At 62.3% G+C, this 23791-nt stretch carries 30 protein-coding genes; 10 read left to right on the top strand and 20 right to left on the bottom strand.

The features are described from left to right. Positions 1 to 80: 80 nt before the first annotated feature. The 3 genes from V1279_RS12455 to V1279_RS12445 form a co-directional block, all read right to left on the bottom strand. Entirely contained in the window at positions 81 to 683 is a 603-nt protein-coding gene (locus V1279_RS12455; protein WP_334435976.1) for a hypothetical protein, read from the bottom strand. Between the two features lie 69 nt (positions 684 to 752). Continuing rightward, positions 753 to 1310 carry a TetR/AcrR family transcriptional regulator gene (locus tag V1279_RS12450; RefSeq protein WP_334435974.1) on the bottom strand — a complete coding sequence of 186 codons (558 nt, stop codon included), beginning with the start codon at positions 1308 to 1310 and terminating at the stop codon, positions 753 to 755. A gap of 60 nt (positions 1311 to 1370) precedes the next feature. Continuing rightward, positions 1371 to 2096, bottom strand: a complete 726-nt coding sequence (locus V1279_RS12445) for a crotonase/enoyl-CoA hydratase family protein (protein WP_334435972.1) — start codon at positions 2094 to 2096, stop codon at positions 1371 to 1373. 242 nt (positions 2097 to 2338) lie between these two features. On the opposite strand from V1279_RS12445, the gene V1279_RS12440 reads away from it, so the two are divergent. Beyond that, positions 2339 to 3511: an IS110 family transposase gene (locus V1279_RS12440; RefSeq protein WP_334435970.1), complete on the top strand. Its 1173-nt coding sequence runs from the start codon at positions 2339 to 2341 to the stop codon at positions 3509 to 3511. A 569-nt stretch (positions 3512 to 4080) separates the two neighbouring features. Here V1279_RS12440 and V1279_RS12435 read toward each other — a convergent pair. After that, positions 4081 to 5700, bottom strand: a complete 1620-nt coding sequence (locus V1279_RS12435; protein ID WP_334435968.1) for a peptide chain release factor 3 — start codon at positions 5698 to 5700, stop codon at positions 4081 to 4083. Positions 5701 to 5856: 156 nt separating this feature from the next. Here V1279_RS12435 and sugE point away from each other — a divergent pair, with 156 nt between their 5' ends. After that, positions 5857 to 6174, top strand: a complete 318-nt coding sequence (gene sugE / locus V1279_RS12430) for a quaternary ammonium compound efflux SMR transporter SugE (protein ID WP_334435965.1) — start codon at positions 5857 to 5859, stop codon at positions 6172 to 6174. On the opposite strand, the gene V1279_RS12425 is transcribed toward sugE, so the two are convergent. The 7 genes from V1279_RS12425 to V1279_RS12395 all read right to left on the bottom strand — a co-directional run bounded on the left by V1279_RS12425 (position 6175) and on the right by V1279_RS12395 (position 12659). After that, positions 6175 to 7179 carry an inorganic phosphate transporter gene (locus tag V1279_RS12425; protein ID WP_334435962.1) on the bottom strand — a complete coding sequence of 335 codons (1005 nt, stop codon included), beginning with the start codon at positions 7177 to 7179 and terminating at the stop codon, positions 6175 to 6177. It abuts the gene before it with no gap. A 15-nt stretch (positions 7180 to 7194) separates the two neighbouring features. Next, a complete protein-coding gene (locus V1279_RS12420; protein ID WP_334435959.1) occupies positions 7195 to 7839 on the bottom strand; it encodes a DUF47 domain-containing protein in 645 nt (214 codons plus the stop codon). Positions 7840 to 7990: 151 nt separating this feature from the next. Then, on the bottom strand, positions 7991 to 8959 hold the full coding sequence (locus V1279_RS12415) for a branched-chain amino acid ABC transporter permease (RefSeq protein WP_334435956.1): 969 nt from the start codon (positions 8957 to 8959) through the stop codon (positions 7991 to 7993). Between the two features lies 1 nt (position 8960). After that, on the bottom strand, positions 8961 to 9824 hold the full coding sequence (locus tag V1279_RS12410) for a branched-chain amino acid ABC transporter permease (protein WP_334435954.1): 864 nt from the start codon (positions 9822 to 9824) through the stop codon (positions 8961 to 8963). Between the two features lie 87 nt (positions 9825 to 9911). Beyond that, positions 9912 to 11129: an ABC transporter substrate-binding protein gene (locus V1279_RS12405; RefSeq protein WP_334435951.1), complete on the bottom strand. Its 1218-nt coding sequence runs from the start codon at positions 11127 to 11129 to the stop codon at positions 9912 to 9914. A 38-nt stretch (positions 11130 to 11167) separates the two neighbouring features. Continuing rightward, a complete protein-coding gene (locus V1279_RS12400; RefSeq protein ID WP_334435948.1) occupies positions 11168 to 11911 on the bottom strand; it encodes an ABC transporter ATP-binding protein in 744 nt (247 codons plus the stop codon). After that, a complete protein-coding gene (locus V1279_RS12395) occupies positions 11904 to 12659 on the bottom strand; it encodes an ABC transporter ATP-binding protein (protein WP_334435945.1) in 756 nt (251 codons plus the stop codon). Before V1279_RS12395 ends, V1279_RS12400 begins: the two co-directional genes overlap by 8 nt. 373 nt (positions 12660 to 13032) lie before the next feature. Here V1279_RS12395 and V1279_RS12390 point away from each other — a divergent pair, with 373 nt between their 5' ends. Next, complete coding sequence (locus V1279_RS12390; protein WP_334435943.1) at positions 13033 to 13635, top strand: PAS domain-containing protein; 603 nt, start codon at positions 13033 to 13035, stop codon at positions 13633 to 13635. Positions 13636 to 13641: 6 nt separating this feature from the next. Continuing rightward, positions 13642 to 14265, top strand: a complete 624-nt coding sequence (locus tag V1279_RS12385) for a hypothetical protein (protein WP_334435941.1) — start codon at positions 13642 to 13644, stop codon at positions 14263 to 14265. Here the strand turns inward: V1279_RS12385 and V1279_RS12380 are convergent. Next, complete coding sequence (locus V1279_RS12380) at positions 14262 to 14633, bottom strand: ArsC family reductase (RefSeq protein WP_334435939.1); 372 nt, start codon at positions 14631 to 14633, stop codon at positions 14262 to 14264. The genes V1279_RS12385 and V1279_RS12380 overlap by 4 nt on opposite strands. Before the next feature lie 126 nt (positions 14634 to 14759). Here V1279_RS12380 and V1279_RS12375 point away from each other — a divergent pair, with 126 nt between their 5' ends. Together V1279_RS12375 and V1279_RS12370 are read left to right on the top strand one after the other, a co-directional pair. Further along, on the top strand, positions 14760 to 14918 hold the full coding sequence (locus V1279_RS12375; RefSeq protein ID WP_247515781.1) for a DUF5993 family protein: 159 nt from the start codon (positions 14760 to 14762) through the stop codon (positions 14916 to 14918). A gap of 7 nt (positions 14919 to 14925) precedes the next feature. Then, entirely contained in the window at positions 14926 to 15483 is a 558-nt protein-coding gene (locus V1279_RS12370; RefSeq protein ID WP_334435933.1) for a disulfide bond formation protein B, read from the top strand. Here the strand turns inward: V1279_RS12370 and V1279_RS12365 are convergent. Further along, positions 15480 to 16184 carry a glutathione S-transferase family protein gene (locus V1279_RS12365; RefSeq protein ID WP_334435931.1) on the bottom strand — a complete coding sequence of 235 codons (705 nt, stop codon included), beginning with the start codon at positions 16182 to 16184 and terminating at the stop codon, positions 15480 to 15482. The two genes, V1279_RS12370 and V1279_RS12365, sit on opposite strands and share 4 nt — an antisense overlap. 78 nt (positions 16185 to 16262) lie before the next feature. Between V1279_RS12365 and V1279_RS12360 the strand changes: the two genes are divergently transcribed. After that, complete coding sequence (locus V1279_RS12360; protein ID WP_334435929.1) at positions 16263 to 17135, top strand: SDR family oxidoreductase; 873 nt, start codon at positions 16263 to 16265, stop codon at positions 17133 to 17135. 16 nt (positions 17136 to 17151) lie between these two features. Further along, positions 17152 to 17802 (top strand): HAD hydrolase-like protein, encoded by a 651-nt coding sequence (locus V1279_RS12355; RefSeq protein ID WP_334435927.1) that lies wholly within the window; start codon positions 17152 to 17154, stop codon positions 17800 to 17802. 40 nt (positions 17803 to 17842) lie between these two features. Here the strand turns inward: V1279_RS12355 and V1279_RS12350 are convergent, their stop codons facing one another. The 5 genes from V1279_RS12350 to V1279_RS12330 form a co-directional block, all read right to left on the bottom strand. After that, positions 17843 to 18385: a 2'-5' RNA ligase family protein gene (locus tag V1279_RS12350; protein WP_334435925.1), complete on the bottom strand. Its 543-nt coding sequence runs from the start codon at positions 18383 to 18385 to the stop codon at positions 17843 to 17845. Between the two features lie 84 nt (positions 18386 to 18469). After that, entirely contained in the window at positions 18470 to 18904 is a 435-nt protein-coding gene (locus V1279_RS12345) for a type II toxin-antitoxin system VapC family toxin (protein ID WP_334435923.1), read from the bottom strand. A gap of 6 nt (positions 18905 to 18910) precedes the next feature. After that, complete coding sequence (locus V1279_RS12340; protein WP_334435921.1) at positions 18911 to 19153, bottom strand: type II toxin-antitoxin system Phd/YefM family antitoxin; 243 nt, start codon at positions 19151 to 19153, stop codon at positions 18911 to 18913. Positions 19154 to 19254: 101 nt separating this feature from the next. Beyond that, positions 19255 to 20976 (bottom strand): dihydroxy-acid dehydratase, encoded by a 1722-nt coding sequence (gene ilvD, locus V1279_RS12335; RefSeq protein ID WP_334435919.1) that lies wholly within the window; start codon positions 20974 to 20976, stop codon positions 19255 to 19257. 26 nt (positions 20977 to 21002) lie between these two features. After that, complete coding sequence (locus tag V1279_RS12330) at positions 21003 to 21353, bottom strand: Lin0512 family protein (protein WP_334435916.1); 351 nt, start codon at positions 21351 to 21353, stop codon at positions 21003 to 21005. Positions 21354 to 21534: 181 nt separating this feature from the next. Here V1279_RS12330 and V1279_RS12325 point away from each other — a divergent pair, with 181 nt between their 5' ends. Both V1279_RS12325 and V1279_RS37810 read left to right on the top strand, forming a co-directional pair. Then, positions 21535 to 22101: a putative glycolipid-binding domain-containing protein gene (locus V1279_RS12325; RefSeq protein WP_334435914.1), complete on the top strand. Its 567-nt coding sequence runs from the start codon at positions 21535 to 21537 to the stop codon at positions 22099 to 22101. Continuing rightward, entirely contained in the window at positions 22043 to 22441 is a 399-nt protein-coding gene (locus V1279_RS37810; protein ID WP_442894759.1) for a hypothetical protein, read from the top strand. The genes V1279_RS12325 and V1279_RS37810 overlap by 59 nt, the downstream gene beginning before the upstream one ends. A gap of 10 nt (positions 22442 to 22451) precedes the next feature. Here the strand turns inward: V1279_RS37810 and V1279_RS12315 are convergent, their stop codons facing one another. Beyond that, entirely contained in the window at positions 22452 to 23201 is a 750-nt protein-coding gene (locus V1279_RS12315; RefSeq protein WP_334435911.1) for a DUF899 domain-containing protein, read from the bottom strand. Between the two features lie 53 nt (positions 23202 to 23254). Beyond that, the gene (locus tag V1279_RS12310) at positions 23255 to 23788 is read right to left on the bottom strand and encodes an SRPBCC family protein (RefSeq protein WP_334435908.1); all 534 of its coding nucleotides are present in this window, start codon (positions 23786 to 23788) and stop codon (positions 23255 to 23257) included. Between the last annotated feature and the right edge of the window lie 3 nt (positions 23789 to 23791).

The raw sequence follows: 23791 nt of genomic DNA, 5'->3' as shown, positions 1-23791 counted from the left end.
CTCCCGCTGCGCGGCTGGTTTTGCTGATTACCCGCGTATCATTTTAGGGGCTTGGTGCGCAATGCGCCACGCGGACGTCGTCAGGGTTTCTCCGCCTGCTTTGCCAAATCGCGGTTGTCGACGTAGCGGATCGCGATCGGCCGCCCGGCCAGCGCGCCGCCCAATCCGGCCGTGAATTTGAGCGGCACGCAGCCTGCCAGCGAGGTGTTGATCGCTTTCAGATAGGCAGCGCGGGTGTCGGCCGGGACGCCGGCGGTGGCATACGTCACGCGCGGGGTGGCGATGATCTCACCCGAGCGCTTAAAGCTGAAGCGAACCGACATCTGCATGCCCGGCCGCGCGATGTCGGAAGGCGGCGGCGACCAGCAGGACCGCAGCGCGGCAAACAGGTCGCCGATCGTATCGAGATCATGGTCCGGCTTCCGGTACTTCGCGGCCTGATCCTGCGGCGGCACGGCTTCGATCGTAAGTTGCAGATTCTGGCCGTACGGATAATCGATCTCGGGGATGCACGGCCCCTCGTTGAACACGCTGCAAAACGACGGCGTGCACGGCTGGCCGTCGAGCACGCTGCAGGGCGCATGCGAAAACGGCGTGGCGTCGATCTGGCGCCGCAACTGGGCATCGGCGGCGCTCATCCCGACGAACAGGCCGATCAGGCAGACGATGATGCGGCGGAACATGCGGGCAAGCCCTCAAAGCGACCCAATCAAGCTGGTACGCGTATTGGCCCGCATCAAGGCTGATCGCGTTCACATCCCCGCGTTCATGGCCGACAGTTCCGCAATCAGGGCCTTCTCGCTGGGCTGGTCGAGGACGCCGGCCGAATAGAGCGAGATGCCGCCATAAAGCGTGATGTAGACCTTCATCACCGCGCGGCGGCGTTCGACCGAACTCTCGATATGCTGGCAGAATATCCGCATGGCCTGGGTGATGACCTTGTGGACCGCCGCCTGCAGCGGCGGGTTGTGCTTCATGGTGGCGTGCGGGCGGCTGGTCATCAGGGCGTAGAGCGCGCGATTGGCCAGTGCGAAACGGACATATTTCGCGGTGTAGTCTTGCGGGGTCTCTGCCTTGACCAGGATGGCAGCGAGCCGCGTGTAGGCCTCGGTCGCCACCGCATCCAGTAGCGCCTCGCGGTCGGCGAAATGATTGTACAGCGAGCGATGCGCGACGCCGACGGCCTCCGCGACCTCGCGCAGGCTCAACTGCTCATGGCCGGCAGCGGCCACCAGGCGGGTGGCCGCCTTCAGCGCGGCGGATCTCAGATTGCCATGGCGATAGGTCGCCCGGCGCGGCTTTGCGGTCATATCCCCTTCATACAAAGGCACGGGATGCAACGCCACTACCGGACGCCCGAAGTTTTCGTCTCAGGCCGACGCCCGCTTGGCAACGCGGTCCTCGCCATATTGCGGCGTAATGTCCTCGTCGATCATGCTGCGGATCATCTTGATCACGGCGCCCCTCGCCCGCACCTTGGTGGCGGCGTGGGCCGCCATATTGAGCGTGGCGAGCTTTTGCGCGGCCTCCTCGGCGCTGCGCTCCAGCGCGTCGGCCGGAACGACGCGGTCGAAGAAGCCGGCGGTGACCGCTTCCGCGGGGCCGAACATTTCCGCTGTTATCACCACCCTGCTGAAATAGGCCGGCGTCAGCCGCTGTCTGGCGATTTCAATCGCAAAGCGCGGCACTGTGAGCCCGATCGCGACCTCGTTCATGCCGATCCGGTAGTCGCCGTCGGCGGCGATGCGGTGGTCGCTGGACATGATGAGGAAGGCGCCCATCGGATAGGCGTTACCCTGGCAGGCCGCCACGACCGGCATCGGGAACGAGAGGATACGTAGCGCCAGTTCCGCGCCCGCTTTCACCATCAAATACTGATCCTCGGCGCTGCCCTTGGCGAACACGCTGAGGTCGAAGCCACCCGAAAAATGCTTGCCCCGTGCCTTCAGGATTACGACGGTCCTGTCTTTTTCCGCCTGGTCGAACGCCCCGTGCAGGGCATTGAGCATCGCAAGCGACATCACATTGGCCTTGCCGTCGTCGATCACGATGGCGCCGACGGGGCCGGAACGGGAATAGGTCGCGAGATCAGTCATGGGCGGTCTCCCTTCTTGTTCAAAAGCATCCAATGGATACTTTAATGGAAGCCAGGACAGTGCAAGGGATTTATCCGGGCTCGGAATGCATGCAGGCATCCACTGGATGCATAAACATGACGAAGCCGGCCAACACCTCACCCGTCATCGCCCGCGAAGGCGGGCGACCCAGATGCTATGGGGGGAGCGGCGGCGAGGGTGTGGATACCCTCGAGCGCCGTGATCACGCAATGGAGCACCCCATGTCGCAATCGTTTGACGCCAGCAGGTCCCTCACCGCCTTCGAACAGGATAGCACGTTGGTCGCAGTGATCGAGATGAGCCAGTCGAAGTGGCTTGTTGCGGCTGTGATCCCGGGGGTCGAGCGCCAGCCCCTGAAGAAGCTTGGTGCAAATGCGGACGCTCTGCTGAAGCTGTTGCAGCGCTGGCAGGATGAAGCGCGCAAGGCCGGGCGGACGGTCAGGCGGATCGTCTGCGCCTATGAGGCCGGGCGAGACGGATTCTGGCTGGCGCGCTGGCTGCAGGCGCGCGCCATCGAGGCCTACGTCATCCATGCCGCAAGCATCGCAGTGTCCCGCGAGCACCGCCGGGCCAAGACCGATCGGATCGATACGGAACTGCTGATGCGCTCGTTTTTCGGCTGGCTGCGTGGCGAGAAGCGCCATTGCAGCATGGTCGCGATCCCGACCATGGCGGAAGAAGATGCGCGGCGGCCGAGTCGTGAGCGGGAGAGCCTCGTGGGCGAGCAAACACGGATCGTCAACCGGATCAAGGCTGTCCTCGCCCTGTTCGGCATCGGCGGGTTCAATCCGAGGCTGCGCAAGGCGGCGCAGAAGCTTGCGACACTGCACACCGCGGAAGGAACACCGTTACCGGAAAATGCCCACGCCGAATTGCGCCGCGATCTGGAGCGGCTGCGCCTGGTGCACGACCAGATCCACATCATCGAAAGTGAACGGTTGCGCCGGCTCGCGCTCGCGCCGGCCGCAACGACAAGGCCTCACGCGATGGTTCGTCTGATCGCAAGGGTTTTTGGCGTCGGCATTGCGACCGCCGACATGCTGGTAAATGAGGCGCTGGCGCGCAAGCTGCGCGATCGCAAAGCTGTTGCGCGCTATGCTGGACTGACCGGCGCGCCGGACGAGAGCGGCAAGCGCCGGCGCGAGAAGGGACTGGCCCGCGCCGGCAATGGTCGGGTCCGCCGCGGCATGATCCAACTGGCCTGGCGCTTTCTGATCTTCCAGAAGGATAGCCGGCTCGTCCGCTGGTTCCGCGAGCGCACCGCGGATGGCCGCAGCGCCACGCGCAAAACCATGATCGTGGCGCTGGCGCGCAAGCTGCTCATCGCGCTGTGGCGGCTGGCAACCACCGGCGAGATGACGGAGGGGCTCAGGCTGCGCCCGGCCGGCACTTGACCATGCAGCTTCCGCAACTCCAACACGATTGACGGTTCAGCAGCCGGCAGTCTGCCGACGACATCCGAGGTGGCGGTGATCCGCCGGAATACATGGCCTTTGCGCCGCGACCCAGAATGGACCCGCCGCCCCGGAGCTTCGCCCCCCGATGCGCATGCATGCATCATGGTTCTGGTCCCGATCGATCAACCGAATACAAGTCTGCGACGCGGTATCGCGTCCACGGTGGGCTCGCCTCGGAAATCGTCCCTATGCCGCTAACGCCAAACCTCGTCCCGCCCTCAAGCCTGCCGCCGGGCTCACGACCGTCAAGGGCTGCGTCGCTCCGCGATGGCCTGCGGCCACCCTTGACCGTCGTTCCGCCCAGGCGGCTAGTCGTCTCGGGGTCGGGACGAGGAGATGTCGGTCTTCGTCGAACAAGGAGACGATAGCAATGATCTGACAACGCTCACTCTTGATCACCCCCATACAAGTATTCCAGAGACATCAATGTTTTACGGATAAGCCGCGGCGTACTGGGTCCCCCGCTTTCGCGAGGACGACAGAAGAGAGCAGAGCGACAGCGCCCCTTAAGCCTTCTTCTTCACGTCCTTGACATTGGAAAAGGTAATTCCCTCGGCCCGTTCGCGGGTATAGCCGAGATAGAATTCGTTCTTGGCCATGAACACCGGGTCGCCGTCGACATCATCGGCGATGCCGGAGCCGTTGGCGGCGATGAAGGCCTCGAGTTTCTTGCGGTCGTCGGATGAGACCCAGCGCGCCAACTGGAATTCCGAGACCTCGAATTCCACCGGCAGCGAATATTCCGCATCGAGCCGTGCTTTCAGCACGTCGAGCTGCAGCGGACCGACGACGCCGACCAGCGCCGGTGCGCCGTCGCGCGGCCGGAACACCTGCACCACGCCCTCTTCCGACATCTGCTGCAGCGCCTCTTTCAGCTTCTTCGCCTTCATCGCATCCGTCAGGCGCACGCGACGGACGATTTCCGGCGCAAAGCTGGGAACACCGACGAAGGTGATGTCCTCGCCTTCCGTCAGTGTATCGCCGATCCGCAAGGTGCCGTGGTTGGGAATGCCGACGACGTCGCCGGCGTACGCCTCGTCGGCCACCGAGCGGTCCTGGGCGAAGAAGAATTGCGGGCTGGACAGGCTCATGTTCTTGCCGGTCCGCACCAGTTTCGCCTTCATGCCGCGGCTAAGCTTGCCGGAGCACAGGCGCGCAAATGCGATGCGGTCACGGTGGTTCGGATCCATGTTGGCCTGGATCTTGAACACAAAGGCGCTCATGCGCGGTTCGGCCGCTTCGATCTTGCGCAGGTTCGAATCTTGCGCCCGCGGCGCAGGCGCAAACTTGCCAAGCCCCTCCAGCAAGTCGCCGACGCCGAAATTGCGCAGCGCGCTGCCAAAATAGACCGGCGTCAGGTGGCCTTCACGAAATGCCTCCAGCTCGAACGGCTTGCAGGCTTCGGAAACCAGCGCGAGTTCATCCTTGATCTCGGCGACGTCGAGATTGGCGTTGCGGCCGGCGAGATCGGCGATGTCGATCTGCTCGGTCGCGCCGGTCTTGGCGCCGCCGCCTTCGAGCAGGCGCACACCGCCGTTGACGACGTCATAGGTTCCGAGGAAATCACGGCCGCGGCCGACCGGCCAGGTCATTGGCGTGGTATCGAGCGCCAGCGTCTTTTCGATCTCGTCCAGCAGTTCGAACGTGTCGCGGCTCTCGCGATCCATCTTGTTGATGAAGGTGATGATCGGAATGTCGCGCAGCCGGCACACCTCGAACAGCTTTCGCGTCCGCGCCTCGATGCCCTTGGCCGCGTCGATCACCATCACGGCGGAATCGACCGCGGTCAGGGTCCGGTAGGTATCTTCGGAAAAGTCCTCGTGGCCCGGCGTGTCCAGCAGGTTGAAGACGAGCCCCTCGAATTCGAACGTCATCACCGACGTCACGACCGAGATGCCGCGCTCGCGCTCGATCTTCATCCAGTCGGAACGGGTATTGCGCCGCTCGCCCTTGGCCTTGACCTGTCCCGCCAGATTGATGGCGCCGCCGAACAGCAGCAGCTTTTCGGTCAGCGTGGTCTTGCCGGCGTCCGGATGGGAGATGATCGCAAACGTGCGCCGCCGCGCCACTTCATCTGCAAGCGGCGAGCGGGACGGCGATTCGGAAGTAACGGCAATGTCGGACATGAGGCTCGAGCGTTTGGCAGGGAAAACCGGGCTAATCAAGCCTCATTTGGTGATTGTGGAACCCGCTAGCCAGTCCCATATCCGGTCTGGAAGGACGACCTTCCGATTTCACAGCATTTTTCGCGGGGACGACCCTGCATGGTTCGGAGGGTTGTCATGGCTTGGCTTGTGCTCGTCGCCGCGGGTCTCCTGGAAATCGGTTGGGCTATCGGCCTCAAATACACTGAAGGCTTTACCCGGCTGGTACCGTCGGTGCTAACGCTCGCAGCGATGGCCGGGAGCATCATTCTGCTCGGACTGGCACTGAAATCACTGCCGATCGGAACGGCCTATGCGGTATGGACCGGCATCGGCGCTGTTGGAACGGCGCTTCTTGGCATCGCATTGTTCGGTGAACCTGCCACCGCGGCCCGCCTCGCCAGCATCGGACTGATCGTGGCCGGCATTATCGGCCTGAAGCTGGTCACGACCTGATCAGCGCAGCAGCACCACCGCCCAATAGGTTAGCGCCGCCACGATTCCGGAAGCCGGAATGGTGATGACCCAAGCATAAACGATCGAACTCGCCACGTTCCAGCGCACCGCCGAGACCCGCCGCGCGGCGCCTACTCCGACGATGGAGCCGGTGATGGTGTGGGTCGTGGACACGGGAACCCCGAGATAGGTCGCCATGAAGAGGGTCGCAGCACCGCCGGTTTCCGCGCAAAAGCCCTGCATCGGCGTCAGCTTCGTGATCCGCAGCCCCATGGTGCGAACGATCCGCCAGCCGCCCATGAGTGTGCCGAGCCCCATGGCCGCCTGGCAGGAGATTACCACCCAGAACGGAATATTGAAGTCACTGCCGATGTGGCCCTGCGAGTACAGCAGCACTGCGATGATGCCCATGGTCTTCTGCGCGTCGTTGCCGCCATGGCCGAGCGAATAGAGCGACGCCGAGACGAATTGCAGGATGCGGAAGGCGCGGTCGACCGCAAACGGCGTCGACCGTACCGAGAGCCAGGACACGATCGCGACCAGCATCAGCGCCAGCAGGAACCCGACCAGCGGCGACAGCACGATGGCAAGAAGCGTCTTGGACAAGCCGGTCCAGACCGCCGCTGAAATCCCGGCCTTGGCCATGCCGCCACCGAGCAGCCCGCCGATCAGCGCGTGTGAACTGGACGAAGGAATTCCGAGCGCCCAGGTGATCAGGTTCCAGACAATGGCGCCGACCAGCGCAGCGAAGATCACCGTGGCGTCCACGACGCTCGGTTCGATGATGCCGGTGCCGATCGTATTGGCGACGTGGAGCCCGAACACCAAAAAGGCGATGAAATTGAAGAAGGCGGCCCACATCACCGCATATTGCGGGCGCAGCACGCGGGTCGACACGATCGTTGCGATCGAATTGGCAGCGTCGTGCAACCCGTTGAGGAAGTCGAACAGCAGCGCGACCGCGATCAAGAAGACCAGAATCGGAAGACCGAGCGAGGCGTCCACTTGATTGGCCCTGCCCTATACCTGTTCGATCACGATGGAATTGATCTCATTGGCGACGTCGTCGAAGCGATCGGACACTTTCTCGAGATGCTTGTAGATCTCGGCGCCCACGATGAAATCCATCGAGTTGCCGCTTCGATGCTTGAGAAACAGTTCCTTCAATCCGATGTCGTGGAGATCGTCGATGCGGCCCTCCAGCTTTCCGATCTCCTCGGTAATGGCGGTCAGCATCGCGACGTTGTTTCCGATCGATTGCATCAGCGGCAGCGCGCGACCGACCAGATTGGCGCACTCGACCAGCAGGGTCCCGATCTCGCGCATCGGCGGCTCGAAAATGCGGACTTCAAACAGCACCACCGCTTTCGCTGTCTGCTGCATCTGATCGATGGCGTCGTCCATCGACGTGATCAGGTTCTTGATGTCGCCGCGGTCGAACGGGGTGATGAAGGTGCGGCGGACCGCAGTCAGCACCTCGCGGGTGATGCCGTCGGCGTCATTTTCGAACTGGTTGACGCGCTGGCAAAACACCGGCGTCTCGTCGCCGCCGCGCAGCATGTCCTGTAGCGCCAGCGCACCCTGCACCACCGTCTGGGCATGCCGGTCAAACAGGTCAAAAAACCGCTCCTCCTTGGGCAGAAAGGCACGAAACCAGCGCAACATGGGGGTATTTTCCGTCGTTCAGAAATGACCGCTCGGGCGAGCTGTCACAAAACTGTCATAGAACATTCGAAGGCAAGGCGCGACGGCGGGCCCCCCGGGAGCCGGGTCATCCACCGCTTTGTGGGGCTGAAAAAGGCGCCAAAACCGGTAGCTACAGCGATCTCCGGAAATAATGCGCGATCTCGCCGATCACGCCGCGACGGAAGGTCAGCACGCAGGCGACGAAGATGACGCCCTGGATCACCGTCACCCACTGGCCGAAACCGGCCAGATATTGCTGCATGGCGATGATGACGAAGGCGCCGACCACCGGGCCGAACACCGTTCCGAGGCCGCCGACCAGCGTCATCAGCACGATTTCGCCCGACATCGTCCAGTGCACGTCGGTGAGCGAGGCGTTCTGGGCCACGAACACCTTCAGCGAGCCGGCAAAGCCCGCGATGGTCCCGGAGAGGATGAAGGCGAGAAGCTTGTACTGGTCGGTCTTGTAGCCCAGCGAGATCGCGCGCGGTTCGTTCTCCCGGATCGCTTTCAGCACCTCACCGAACGGCGAGTTGATGGTGCGGTAGATCAACAGGAAGCCGCCGAGGAAGCCGGCCAGCACGACGTAATAAAGGACCGTCGGCTTGGAGAGATCGAATATTCCGAACAGATAGCCTTGCGGAATGCCCTGGATGCCGTCTTCGCCATGGGTGAACGGCACCTGCAGATAAATGAAATACAGGAGCTGCGAGAGCGCCAGCGTGATCATCGAAAAGTAGATGCCCTGCCGGCGAATGGAGATGAAGCCGGTGACGACGGAGAGCGCGGCAGCTCCGGCGACGCCGACCAGAATTCCGAGTTCCGGCGTCACACCCCAGACCTTGAGCGCATGCGCCGTGCAGTAGCCCGCCGTTCCCAGGAACATCGCGTGGCCGAACGACAGCAGGCCGCCATAGCCGATCAGGAGATTGAACGCGCAGGCGAGCAACGCGAAGCACAGCGCCTGCATTACGAAGAACGGGTAGATGCCCGTCAGGGGCACCATGCCCAGCAATACCGCCATCGCGGCGAACACGATCATCTCGTCGCGCATGGCCTGCGGAGTTACCGGCAGTGAATCGTCAGTCAATGCGCTCATGTCAGGCCGCCCGTCCGGTCAGTCCCGTTGGCTTCAACAGCAACACCAGCACCATCAGGACGAACACCACGGTGTTGGAAGCCTCGGGATAAAAATACTTTGTCAGTCCTTCGATCACGCCGAGCGCGAATCCCGTGATGATCGAACCCATGATCGATCCCATTCCGCCGATCACCACCACCGCGAAAACCACGATGATCAGGTCGGCGCCCATCAGCGGCCGTACCTGATTGATCGGCGCCGACAGCACGCCGGCCAGTGCGGCCAGGCCGACGCCAAGCCCATAGGTCAGCGTGATCATCCGCGGCACGTTGATGCCGAACGCGCGCACCAGCGTCGGGTTCTCGGTGGCGGCGCGCAGATTGGCGCCAAGCCGCGTCTTTTCGATCAGGTACCAGGTGGCGAAGCAAACGATGAGCGAGAACACCACCACCCAGCCGCGGTAGATCGGCAGGAACATGAAACCGAGATTCATGCCGCCCTGCAGTTCACTGGGAATCGCGTAGGGCAGACCCGACGAACCGAAATAATTCTGAAAGACGCCCTGGATAATCAGCGCCAATCCGAATGTCAGCAGCAGCCCATAGAGATGGTCGAGGCCGGCGAGCCATTGCAGCATGGTCCGTTCCAGGATCATGCCGAAGATGCCGACAACGATGGGCGCGATGATCAGCGCCGGCCAATAGCCGATGCCGGCGATGTTCAACAGAAAATACGCGCAGAACGCGCCCATCATGTAGAGCGCGCCATGGGCGAAATTGATGATGTTGAGCATGCCGAAGATCACGGCGAGCCCCAGACTGAGCAGCGCGTAGAACGATCCGTTGATCAATCCCACCAAAAGCTGGGCGTAAAGAGCTTGCATCGGTTTCGCACTCAATCTCGTTGTGACGCAAATCGCGTTGTGACGCGAGAGGATGCCCGCCGGCACGGAGCCGGCGGGCCATCGTTGTTACTTCTTTACCAGCGGACAGGCGCTTTCCGAAAGCGGCCGGAAGGCCTGGTCTGCCGGGGTCGTTCCAACCAGCTTGTAATAGTCCCACGGCCCCTTGGACTCTGAAGGCTTCTTGACCTCAAACAGGTAGGCCGGATGAAGTTTGCGGCCGTCAGGGCGAATCGTGCCCTTGCCGAACAGCGGGTCGTCGGTCGGCGTTTCCTTCATTTTCGCCACCACCTTGACGCCATCATGCGGATTGCCGCCCATCGCATCGATCGTCTTGAAATAGTGGATCAGACCCGAATACACGCCGGCCTGCACCATCGACGGCATCGCCTTGTTCTTCATGCGCTCGGAGAAGCGTTTGGAAAACGCGCGGGTGCCGTCGTTCAGATCCCAGTAGAAAGTTTCCGTGAAGTTCAGCCCCTGCGCCACCTTGAGGCCGAGGGAGTGGACGTCATTGATGAACAGCAGCAGGCCAGCGAGTTTCTGACCGCCTGCGACGATTCCAAATTCCGACGCCTGCTTGATCGTGTTGGTGGTATCGCCGCCGGCATTCGCCATGCCGATGATCTTGGCCTTGGACGCCTGCGCCTGCAGCAGGAACGAGGAGAAGTCCGACGAATTCAGGGGATGCCTGACGGTGCCGATAACCTTGCCGCCCGATTTAACCACGACTGCGGAGGTGTCGCGTTCCAGCGCGTGGCCGAACGCGTAGTCCGCGGTCAGGAAGTACCAGGTGTCGCCGCCGGCCTTCACCAGCGCCTGGCCGGTGCTGTTGGCAAGCATATAGGTATCGTAAACCCAGTGAATTGTGTTCGGCGAACACTGGGTATTGGTGAGATCCGACGTCGCCGCGCCGGTGTTGATCATGATCGCGTTCTTTTCCTTCACCAGATTGTTGACCGCCAGCGCAACGCCGGAGTTCAGCACGTCCACGAAGATATCGACCTTCTCGACGTCGATCCATTGACGCGCGACGGTGGTGCCGATGTCCGGCTTGTTCTGATGGTCGGCGGAGACCACGTCGATCTTCCAGCCTTTGGCCGCCAGCCCCGAATCCTCGACCGCCATCTGGGCCGCGAGCGTCGAGCCGGCGCCGCCGAGGTCGGAGTAAAGTCCGGAATTGTCGGTGAGTACGCCGATCTTGACGGTCTTGTCCTGCGCGAACGCGCTGCCGGCGGCAAGCGCCAGAGCGGTACCCAGGAAGAGAGCTGAAATGTGATGCTTCATAGTATCTCCATTAATCTTGAGTTGAGATGCAGTACCGATCAGACGCCGAGATAGGTGTGGAGCTTGTCCATATTGGCCGACAACTCCGAGTTCGCGAAACCGTCGATCACCTTGCCGTGCTCGACGATGTAGTAGCGGTCGGCCACCGTGGAAGCGAAGCGGAAATTCTGCTCGACCAGCAGGATGGTGAAGCCTTCCGACTTCAGCCGCGCGATGGTGTGGCCGATCTGCTGAATGATGACGGGCGCGAGACCCTCGGTCGGCTCGTCCAGCATCAGGAAGCGCGCGCCGGTGCGCAGGATTCTGGCGATCGCAAGCATCTGCTGCTCGCCGCCGGAAAGCTTGGTGCCCTGGCTGTTGAGCCGTTCCTTCAGGTTTGGAAACAATTCGAAGATCTGGTCGAGCGACAGGCCGCCAGGGCGCACGATCGGCGGCAGCAGCAGGTTTTCACGCACGTCGAGGCTTGCGAAAATACCCCGCTCCTCCGGGCAGAAAGCCACGCCCATCCGTGCGATCCTGTCGGACGAGGCGCGCGTGATGTCCTGACCGTTGAAACGGATCGAACCGGTACGCTTGCCGATGATTCCCATCACCGACTTCAGCGTCGTGGTCTTGCCGGCGCCGTTGCGGCCGAGCAGCGTAACCACCTCGCCGGCCTTCACATTGAAGTTGATGCCGTGAAGGATGTGGGATTCGCCGTACCAGGCCTGCAGGTCGGAAACGGAAAGGACTTCCGCGCCCGCCGGTTTGGCGGCGGCTTCGGCCATTTTCAACTCAGGCATGACCGGCCCCCAGATAGGCTTCCTTGACGCGCTCGTCTTTGGATAGTTCAGCATAATTGCCTTCGGCCAGCACCTGCCCGCGCGTCAGCACCGTGATGATGTCGGACAGGTTGGCGACCACAGAGAGATTATGTTCGACCATCAGAATAGTGTACTTCGCCGAAATGCGCTTGATCAGCGCCGCGATCTTGTCGATGTCTTCATGACCCATGCCGGCCATCGGCTCGTCGAGCAGCATCATCTCGGGGTCGAGCGCCAGCGTCGTCGCGATCTCGAGCGCGCGCTTGCGGCCGTAGGGCATCTCGACCGCCGGCGTGGTGGCAAACTCGCTCAGGCCCACATCGTTGAGAAGCTCATGCGCGCGGCCGTTGAAGCGGTCGAGCACGCTTTTGGAACGCCAGAAATCGAACGAAGAGCCATGCTGGCGCTGCAAGGCAACGCGGACGTTCTCCAGCGCCGTCAGATGCGGAAACACCGCCGAAATCTGGAACGAACGCACCAGCCCGAGGCGGGCCACATCGGCCGGCGCCATCGCGGTGATATCCTGTCCCTTGTACAGGATCTGGCCGGCCGACGGCCTCAAGAACTTGGTCAGCAGGTTGAAGCATGTCGTCTTGCCGGCGCCATTAGGCCCGATCAGCGCATGAATGCTGCCGCGACGCACCTTGAGGGCGACATCGCGAACGGCGAAGAAACCCGCGAACTCCTTGGTCAATCCGTGGGTTTCGAGAATGAACTCATCAGCCAAACAAATTTCCCCCGTCAGCCGTCTCCGCGAGTTCGCTCGCGCGCGGCCAATTTTTCGCTGTTCGGGCAGGCTCAGCCGGACGTCCTGGAAACCGTCCCGAGCCCGCCGCCTCCGGGCCGGAATATGCCGTCAACGGTATGGGTTAGGCAAGGTGGAAAGCTGCCGTGGGGAAACGCGCGTGCCGGTTCCGGATGCGCCATAAGTCGAATTGCGCCGATTGCCCGGCCCGGCTGGCTCGCCGTCCGCGCTCAGCCACGATCTTCGCGCCGGCAAGCCATCGTTAACGGTGTTCTGCTGCAATCAGACGCTTTCATACAATATTTCCGCCTCAGCCCGCATCATCACGTGATTTAGATAGCCAGGAATTGCCGCCTTGGAATTTGAAAGCGCCGGACCGTCGGTCGTCAAATCTATCAAACAGCGCGACCTGCTGAACACCTGGCTGCGGCAATACGCCCGCGACCAGTCGATGCCGCGCATCTCGGAATACCAGCCGTCGCGGATCGAGGACGAACTTCCTGATCTGGTATTCTACACCGTCGATACCAGCACGCAGCCGCCACGCCTGACCATCCAGAGCAACGGCACGCGGATGTCCACTGCTTATGGGAATACCGGCAAAGGTCGCAATCTCGACGAGTATCTGGGCGCAAGGCTCGCTCCGATCGTGATGCCGGTCTATTATGAATGCGTCGCGCGCCGCCTTCCCGCCTATACCATCGCCAATATCGATGACATCTACGGGCGAATCGTCGCCTATGAGCGGCTGTTGCTGCCGTTCTCCGACGACGGCAGCGTTACCCAGATCATCGCTTCGCTGAAGACCATCAGCGAGGACGGCGGCTTCGAGATCAAGAACCTGATGCGTGGAAACGACAAGTTGCCGGTGCCGAAGTTGCGCACCATCATCGACCGCGATCTCTTCCATCGCGCGCCGGGCCGCATCACGGCAGGCGATGTGCTCCAATTCAGTTAAGCCGCAATGCAGTTCGCAAGTGCCGATCCCTCGGTCGTCAAATCGATTAGGCAGCGCTATCTCCTGAACGAATGGCTGCGCGCATTCGGCAAGCGGCGAACCATGCCTCCGCCTGGCGATTTTGAGCCGGAGCAGGTCGCCGACGAACTGATCGACATGATGCACTATGAGGTCGTCGGCCAGGGCGATGGCGCGCGATTTCTAATCACGCATGAAGGCGCCAGGCTCGCCACCACCTACGGCAGCGACCATATCGAGCCCGCGCAGCGAACCAACCGCTATCTCGATGATGCGATCGGCCCCGAACGATATGCCAACGTCGTTGCCTCGTACCGGGCTTGCGTGGCCCGTCAGCGGCCGGTCTATTCCATTTCGACGGTGCAGGATGCCGACGGCAAGGACGTGTCCTATGAGCGGCTGCTGATGCCGTTCGGCCGCGACGATGCCGTCACGCAGATCGTCGGATCCTTCAAGAGCATCAGCATTGAAGGCGGCTTCAAGGTCAGCAACCTCATGGGCCTGAGGCCGAAAGCCGAGCCCGTGATTCTGGTCAGGGCGATCATCGATCGCGCTTTCGTGCCGGTTTCGGCAGACGCGCATTCTTCCGACGAAGTTATCGACCTCGATTAGGCCTTGCGCCCGCGCGATTTGGACGCCACCTCCTTGCCGTAGACGTCCGGCTTGAAGCCGACCAGCAACTTGCCGCCGAGATCCAGTACCGGACGCTTGATCATCGAGGGCTGCGCCAGCATCAGCGCCAGCGCCTTGCGCTCGTTCAGGCCTTCCTTGTCGCTGTCGGGCAGCTTCTTGAACGTCGTCCCCGCACGGTTGAGCAACGTCTCCCAGCCGAGTTCGTCGGACCATTGCTTGAGCTTGTCCTTGGCGATGCCGGCCAGCTTGTAGTCGTGGAAGTCGTAAGCCACGCCGTGATCGTCAAGCCAGGCGCGCGCCTTCTTCATGGTGTCACAGTTCTTGATGCCGTAGATGATGATGGGCATTTTCGTTGCATTCCGTAATGACGTTATTGGTCCTGCCAAATTGGTCCTGCCAAGCAGTTTTTTATACAAAGCGGAACGGCGAATCTATCATAGACTGGCCCATCGTTCGCGAAGTTAGGACCGGCGATGGAATTCACCCTTTTGTTTCTGGCCACGGCCATCGTGATGCTGATCGCCTGGCGCGGGCAGCGCCCACTGGCGCTCGGCCTGTTTGGGGCTGTCCTGATCGCGTGCGTCGCCACCTATCTGCACCATGCGACCGATACGCTGAAACTGTCATTCTGAGAGGCGCATGACCCAGACGCGCGCCATTACGCTGAACGCACTCAGTCTCTACGCGGTGGCGCTGGTGCTGGCGGCGGCTTATGCGGCGCAGTTCATCCTTCATGAACTGCCCTGCCCGCTCTGCCTGCTGCAGCGCATCCTGTTCGCGGCGCTGGCCGTCGGACCGATCCTCAATATCCGCTTCGGCCCCCGCCCCAGCCACTATGCGATGTCGCTGCTGGCGGCAGTCGCAGGCGCTGTTGCGTCGACCCGGCAGGTGCTGCTGCACATCATGCCCGGCGACGCCGGCTATGGTTCGGCGCTGCTCGGTTACCATTATTATACCTGGGCTTTGATCGGCTTCATTGCCGCGGTCATTCTGATTGCCGTCGTGATGCTGTTCGATCGCCAGTTCGAAGACGACCATGCCGCATTACCGGCTACAGGCGGCGCGTTCGCGCAAATCGCGGTGTGGCTTGTGATCGCGCTTACGGCAACCAACGTGGTGACGACGCTGCTGGAATGCGGCTTCGGCGCTTGCGCCGACAATCCTCTTGTGTACGAACTGCTCAAGCCGGCCGCTTAGGGCCGCTTCGGCATATCAAGCCCGCGCTGCACCGCCGGCCGGGCCAGCCCGCGTTCCAGCCATGCCGGCACCTGCTTCAGCGTATCGAATGCGACTAGATCGCGCGCACCGTAGAAGCCGATCAGGTTGCGCACCCAGCCGAGCATGGAAATGTCGGCGATGGTGTATTCATCGTCCATGATCCATTGACGTCCGGCAAGCCGCGTCTCCATCACATCGAGCAGACGTTTCGATTCGGCCACATAGCGCTCGAGCGGCCGCTTGTCGGCAAACTCCTTGCCGGCGAATTTGTGGAAAAAGCCAACTTGCCCGAACATCGGTCCGATCCCGCCCATCTGAAAGTGCAGCCACTGGATGGATTGATATCGCCGCGCCGGATCGGCTGGCAGAAGCTTGCCGGTCTTGTCCGCAAGATATTGCAGGATCGCCCCGGACTCGAATAGCGGCAGCGGCTTGCCGCCGGGCCCGTTGGGATCGAGGATTGCCGGAATCTTGCCGTTCGGATTCAGCGACAGGAATTCCGGCGTCTTCTGGTCGTCCTTGTTGAAGTCGACCAGATGCACCTCGTAGGGCAGTCCGATCTCTTCGAGCATGATCGAGACCTTGACGCCGTTCGGCGTCGGCAGCGAATAGAGCTGAAGGCGGTCGGGATATTTGGCGGGCCAGCGTTTGGTGATCGGGAAGGCGGAGAGATCGGACATCGAAACTCGTTTTGCATGGTTATTGTTGCGCGGCTAATGTACGGCTGATGCCGCGTATAACAAGGGTCCGCGCCGTTCATGACCGATCAACCGTCCCCGGCGAAGCTCGGCCTCACCGATGAGGAGCTTGCGGCTCACCCGACCATGTTCGCGGCCGATGCGCTGAAGGATCAGGTCGTCGTCGTCTCGGGCGGCGCCGGCGGCATCGGGCGGGCGATCGCCTGGCTGTTCGCGCGGCTGGGCGCGCATGTCGCCGTAGTCGGGCGCGACGAAGGCAAGCTCGACGCGCTCGTGGGCCGATTGGCGGGTCGCGGTCTCAAGGCTTCCGCGCATGTCGCCGACATCAGGGAGCCCGATGCGGTCAACGCCCTGTTCGACACGATCTGGGCCGCGCAAGGCCGCGTCGACGGCCTCATCAACAGCGCCGGCGGACAGTTTCCGCAAGCGGCGATCGATTTTTCCGTGAAGGGCTGGAACGCCGTCATCAACACCAACCTGAACGGCACCTGGTACATGATGCAGGCCGCCGCGCAGCGCTGGCGCGACCACAAGCATCCCGGCAGCATCGTCAACATCGTGGTCGTGACGACACACGGCCTCTATGGCATCGCGCACACCATTGCCGCGCGAAGTGGTGTGATCGGGCTCTCGCGCGCCGTCGCGGTCGAATGGGCGCCACTGAACATCCGGGTCAACTGCGTAGCGCCGGGCGCGATCGAAACCGAAGGATGGAACGTCTACTCGCCCGAGGCACGCGCCGCCTACCCGCGCTCGAACCCGATGATGCGCGTCGGCTCGCCATGGGACGTCGCGGAGGCCAGCGTCTTCCTCGCCGGACCATCCGCGAAATTCGTGACCGGTGAGACGCTGACGGTCGACGGCGGTGGTCAGCTCTGGGGCGAGACCTGGACCACGGGCAAGCCGGCGTACTTCGGCGGCGACGACAAGTGACGCGCTGAAATTGCCCATGACAGGCCTGCCCACGACGCGCTATCGCCTCGCCATCTTCGATTTCGACGGCACACTGGCCGATTCGCTTCCCTGGTTTCGCTCGTCCTTTCACGACATGGTCGCGCGGTTCAATCTTACGCCCGTGCCCGCTGAGGAAATGGAGGGGCTACGCGGCCTGACCGCCCGCGAGATCATGGCGCGGCTCAACGTATCCACGTGGCAACTGCCGGCCATCGTCAGCGACATGAGAAAGCGCAAGCTCGCCGCCGCGAGCGAAATATCGCTGTTCTCTGGCATTCCGGCCATGCTGACCGAATTGCAGCGCTTAGGGATCAAGACCGCCATCGTCAGTTCCGACGGCGAAGCGTCCGTCCGCCAGGTGCTTGGGCCCAGCACTGCCCTGATCACCCGCTTCGACTGCGGCGCCGCGGTGTTCGGCAAGCACTGGAAATTTCGACGGGTCGCACGAACGCTTGGCACGAAGCCTTCAGAGACGATCTGCATTGGCGACGAGATCCGCGATATCGAAGCTGCGAAAGTCGCCGAAATGGATTCGGGCGCCGTGACCTGGGGCTATGCCCTTCCCACCGCATTGCAGGCGGCGGGACCAACCTATCTGTTCAACTCCATCGACGAGATGACTGAGCGGCTCGCTGTGCCAAGCTAGTGTCGCCGATCACTTCCGATCTTCTCGTGCCAATTTCCGGTCATGCCCGCAAAGGCCAACGTGCAAGATAATCGTGGCCCTTCATGCTGTGGATGAGCACGAACTCCGTCACTGTCCAGAAGATCGGCTGAATCGGATGCTCATCGACACTGCGCGCGTCGTACAAGAGCGTGACGTGCGGCGTAAAATTCCTGCTCGCCGCCCGCCTCAACCCTCTTCGCGTCAGTGCAGTGCCGAGCATCTGCCGAAATGCTTCCAGCCGGCGCAACCCATTCTCTCCGATCAGGACAAGCGGCCGATTGCCCGGCCTGCCCCTAAAACTCACGGTGCGGTCGAACGAAACCTCGAACGGCTCGGCTCGCAATTCCGTCGCGGCCTCGCATGCGGAGCGAAGCTGCCGATCCGGCAAACCGTTGAGAGAAAACAATGAAATGTGCAGACGCCCTGGCGCGATGAGTTTGCCATCGAATTTGTGAGCGCGTTTGAGCACGCTGGCCAGCCGGCGAATTCGTTCCGCTGTAGCCGCGTCGGGAACGGCTGCGAGGAAAATCCGGGCACTACTACTGCTTGCAAACTTGTCCATGACCAACTAGAACAAATCATGAACAAATATGAAAGTCAAACCTTCACGAAGCAGGCCTTCCTCGAGAACTCTGATCGTTCTCGGCTACGATGGCAGGGTCGCGAAAGGATCGCACGCAGCAACACCGAGCGGCTCGAAATGCCTAAGATTGCGCGACAGAATAGTGAGTTCGTGACGCCGGGCTGTCGCCGCGATGATGATGTCGGCAAAACCGGGAGAATGACCTCTTCCCCGAGCCTGATCTGCGATGCCACCGGCAATCCGTGCAGTGGGCGCATCGAAAACAAGGATACGGTGACCGTAGAGATGTAACACCGTTTCCAACCATGATGCCAAGTCCGCACTTTTGCGCGTCGCTCCCTCGCGCATCAATTTGGCGATTCCGTCTTCGATCTCGGCTACAGTCACCACGGACAGGAATAGCGAAGCGGAATGCGCGTCCATCCATTGGACAAGCGCAGAAGGCGCCGGCCGCGCAGGCGCCACGCTTGAAATGATGTTGGTGTCGACGAGGTACACAGGCGGTCAGAGATCAGCAGTCCGCGGACCAGAACTGTTGCGATTTGGCAGATCGTCCGCCGCCAACGGAGCCGCCATCAGTAGTCGGCCGAATGTCGGAACGTGGGATAATCGCTCCCACTCTTCGTAGCTGACGACCACCGCTTGCCGTTTGCCGTGACGGGTAATGACCGCGGGCGTCCCGCGCATCGCCTCGTCGACCACGGCAGACAGGCTAGCCTTTGCATCTCGAAGCTGAATTTCTTTCATGAAACACCTATATGACTACAGTAGTCATATAGGCCGAAACCCAAAAATTGGCAAGGGCCCATGAGGACCCCGGACTATCTCCGCGAAATGCAACCTCCCCCTCACAGCACGCATCCATAATGCGCCGACGACACCAGCCGGATGTACTTGTCGTGCACCGATCCCGGCCGCACCGCGGTCAACGAAGCCGGTGCGCGCCAGTCGGCCATGCGGCGGACGATCTCTTCCGCTGACACTTCGAGATTCACGGTGCGGGCGCCGGGATCGATCACGATAGCGTCGCCGTCGCGCACCGCCGCGATCGGGCCGCCGCGCGCGGCTTCCGGAGAAACGTGGCCGATCAGGATGCCGTGCGACACGCCGGAAAAACGGCCGTCGGTGATCAGCGCGACGTCTTCGCCAAGGCCCCGCCCCTGCAACTGAATAGTCAGCATCACCATCTCCGGCATGCCGGGCCCGCCGACCGGACCGACATTGCGCACCACGATAACGTTGCCCGGCACGATCTCGCCGGTGCGGATGGCGGCCATCGTATCGGCTTCGGACTCGAAAACGCGCGCGGTGCCGCGGAACTGCCCCTTCTCGAGCGCCTTGCCCGAGAGCTTGAGCAAACAGCTCTCCGGCGCGAGGTTGCCCTTCAGGACGCTGATGTGATTGTTCGCCGGCGCGATCGGTTTCGACACCGGGAAAACGATCTGCTGCGGCGGCATCTCTTCCAGCGTCGGAACATCGGCGAGATTTTCCGCCAGCGTCTTGCCGGTCACCGTCATGACGTCGCCATGCAGAAGGCCTGCGCGAAGCAGTTCCTTCATCACGACAGGCACGCCGCCGATCGCATGCAGGCTGCCCATCGCGAACGGGCCATGCGGCTGCAGATTGGCCAATAGCGGGACGCGCTCGCCGACCTGCTGGATACGCTCGATGGTGATCGGCACCTGCGCCTCGCGCGCGACCGCGAGCAGATGCAGATACATGTTGGTCGAACCGCCCATCGCGTAGACGGTCGTGATCGCGTTTTCGAACGCGCGCTCGGTCGTGATGTCGCGCGGCCGGATGCCGGCCTCCATCAGCCGGTACAGGGTATCGACCGAGGCATGCGCCTGCGCGCGGACGTCGGCGTGGATGTCGCTGCCAGCGTTGTAATCGGCGGGATGCGAGGCGCCGCGCGGCAGCATCATGCCGATCGATTCCGCGATCGTGCTCATGGTGTTGGCCGTGAACATCGCGCCGCAGGTGCCGCTACCGGGCATCACGTTGCGCTCGACCTCCAGCAGTTCCTCGCTGGACAATCGGCCGGATTCATTGGCAGAGCGCGCCTCGGCATAATCCATGACCGTGAGGTTGTTGCCCTTGCTGGCCCATGCGCCGAACGAGACGTGGCCCGGCGTGCCGGTGCCGGGATAGAGCACGAGCCCAAAGGCATTGGTGCGCGCCAGCGGCATCAGCGCGGCCGCACCGGTCTTGTCGCAGCCGGAAATTACGATCATCGCATCGCCATGATGGGCGTAGTGACCGATCTCGAAGCAATCGGCGACGACGTCGCGCGAGGCGAGGCTGTAACCCGCTGTCGGCGTGCCCTGCGTCAGGGCATCCGACACCGCCGGCGCACCGACGATCAGACCCTGCCCGCCGCGCTCCGCCAGGATCTCGACCAGCAGATCGGTAATGGCGCGGACGCGGTTGTTGCAGCGATGGGCGTTGGTGTAGGCGCTGGCGATCGTCACCACCGCGTTAGTCCGGGCCGCTCGATCCGGATCGAATCCGGCGGCGCGCAGCTCCACGCGCGCCTGCTTCCAATAGGTGCTGCTGTCTTGCGTCGTCATGGGTTAGCTCCCGGGCCCTGCGCGGATTAGCCAGTCTTGCCGTCATCGAAGCTGACGATCACGGCGGCGTTCGCAATCAGGATGGAGTCGCTGCCGCTTTCGGCGGGAATTTCCAGTCCGCCATTGATCGCCGTTACCTTCACGGTGCCGTACGGCAACTCCTTGGCTACCGCCGCGGTATCTACCCCGCTCGGGTCCGGCACGGCGATCGTGACATCGACGAACATGTCGTTGGCGGTCTTGCCCAGCATCCGGAAGAAGCCGAGGCTGGAATGGCGGATGGCGTCGGAGACGGCGCGCTTGGCGGCCTTGGTGGCATCGCGTCCGTGAACGTCGACGCCCATGCCCATTTCGGTGATACAGCGCACGCGTGCCATAGTGTTTCCTGCTATCGTTGAGTGAATTTACATACGTATCAGTCGTCCGCGATTCATGCGAGCGAGTACTCATCTGCCGGCTCTGGTCCGAGCCTATCAGCGCCGGGATGAAATGATGGCAGGAACCGAACAGTAGCGACCAGCGTTCTCCGCCGGGGTTGGATCCAATTCGAGGAAGCACATGCAGGGTGACCCCGAAATCCTGTTCTGGCGACGCACCGACGTGACCGGCCTGGAGCGTCTGAAACTCAGCATTTCCGCTGACGCCGTGGTGGCGGAATCTACCGTGATCTGCGTTGAGGACCGCGGCTTTCGGCTCGACCACCGGTGGAGGCTGACGCCCGACTGGCGAGCTCAATCGCTGGACGTCGAGCGATGGGGACCGACCGGGCGAACCCATCTCAACCTCGAGCGAACGGACAGCGGCTGGAGTGTCAATGGCCGACGACGTACTGACCTCGACGGCGCGGAGGAACCGGACCTCTCGGTCACCCCTTTTTGCAATACATTCCCGATCCGCAGGACGCCTGCCGGCGCAGGAGAGAGTCGCACGCTCGACACCTGCTTCGTGGACGGGGCCGCCATGACGGTGCAGCGTTCACGTCAAAGATACGACCGCCTCGCCCCGGATCGGGTACGCTACGTGGACCTCGGGGTCTCGGCAGGTTTCGAGGCTGACCTTGAGGTCGATGATCGGGGCCTGGTGCTTCGCTACCAGCACCTTTTCGAACGAGTGGCGCCCTGCTGACGAAAGCACGATCTGGTTGTCTGAAACTGGAGGCACAGCGGGGAGCGGAGCGCAACCGTTCGCAGCACTTCAGACTCCGCTTCGCCGGCCCGAGATCAGCTTCAGCCAGGGCGCCGAATGGAAGGCGCTCATCAGCAAGTACATCGGGACCATTCCGCCCACCGGCGATGCGTTCGCAGCCGAACAAAACGTATCGAGCGGGCCGCTGCCAACCACAGCAGTGAGCAGCGCCATGATCGCGAAGGTCGGCGCGGCCGCGAGCGATAGCCATCTGACTATGCTGCGCGCGACCGCGTCGCTCTCGCCATCACAACTCACAGCACCAGTCGAGTTGCTGTGACAGGCCTGGCTCACGACTTCGCACTCGCGCTCTGCTTCCGGAATGCGGCTTCCCCGGCGTCAGACACCTCGACCCACCTCTTGTCGGGCGCCGCGCCTTCAACGTAGCTGTCGTGCCAGTTCCACCACTTGTAGGTCTGGGTCTGCGGATAGCCTTCGGGAGAATCCTCCCACACTTCCTGGCGCCCGAGCGGCGTGATGTCGAGATAATTCCAGGTGCTCCCCATCTGCTCGTCGCCGCGGTTGTTGATGAAGTAGGTGCGATAAATTTCGCTACCGTCGCGGAAGAACACGTTGGTGCCGTGCCATTCGCCGACGTCGAAGTCGGCATCGAAACTGTCCGTGATGGTGTACCAGGGGATCATCTCCCATCCCATTCGCGCCTTCTGGCGCGCGATGTCGGCTTGCGGCGCGCGCGAGGCGAACACGAGCGTGGTGTCACGCGCATTCAGATGAGCGAGATGAGCAACCTGGTCGGCCACCATCGAACAGCCGCGGCAGGCATGGTCGGGCCAGCCGAACACCCCGGGCTCGTAGAAGGCGCGGTAGACGATCAGCTGACGACGGCCCTCGAACAAGTCGCGCAAGCTCGCCTGGCCGTTGGGCCCCTCGAACCTGTACTCCTTCTCCACGGCCAACCACGGCATCCGCCGGCGTTCGGCGGCGAGCGCGTCACGGGCGCGGGTCGTGGCCTTTTCCTTCACGAGCAATTGCTGGCGGGCCGCTTCCCATTCCTGTGCCGAAACGGTGTGAATCTGCATGGCTAACCTCCTGTTTGTTGGGACGTTTGTCACTTGAGCTTCGACTTGCAGCGTCAGGCCGGCAGACGCGCGTCGTATTCCTTCATGAGGCCGCTCCAGCCATCCCAGAACGGCGCCGGCTCCTCTCCGCTCGCACGGGCGACCAGAACATCGAGATGCATGTGCCAACCGGCCATATGCTTGAGCAGCGTGGCGCGGTCGGGGAAGCGCCGATGGGTGACCGTGAGCAGCACGCCCTTGCCTTTGGGCTCCAGTTCGAACGTGACGTCACCGGTACTGTTCCAGGTGATCGACAATTTTCGGGGTGGATCGAATTCGGTAATCCGGCTCTGCATGCGATGCTCGCCGCCAAAGCCGGCCGGGGCCTTGCCGGGCGGATCCGTCAATTCGTCGTTTCGCCAGACGAGTTCGAAGGGCGCGCCGACCTTTGTCCCCATATCGCCGGCCGCCATCCATTTGCGGCGCAACTCGCTGTCGGTGAGATAGGCCCAGATGCGCTCGATCGGGCCGGGCAGCATCCGCTGGATTTTCAGCGTCGTGGGCTCGGGCAGGCTGCCGTACGCGTCGGGCTTTGTCGTTGAATTCATCGC

The sequence above is a fragment of the Bradyrhizobium sp. AZCC 1610 genome (genome assembly GCF_036924515.1).
Classification (GTDB): Bacteria; Pseudomonadota; Alphaproteobacteria; order Rhizobiales; family Xanthobacteraceae; genus Bradyrhizobium.
Note: the sequence above shows the minus strand (reverse complement) of the source record. Positions and strands in the feature narration are given on the sequence as shown.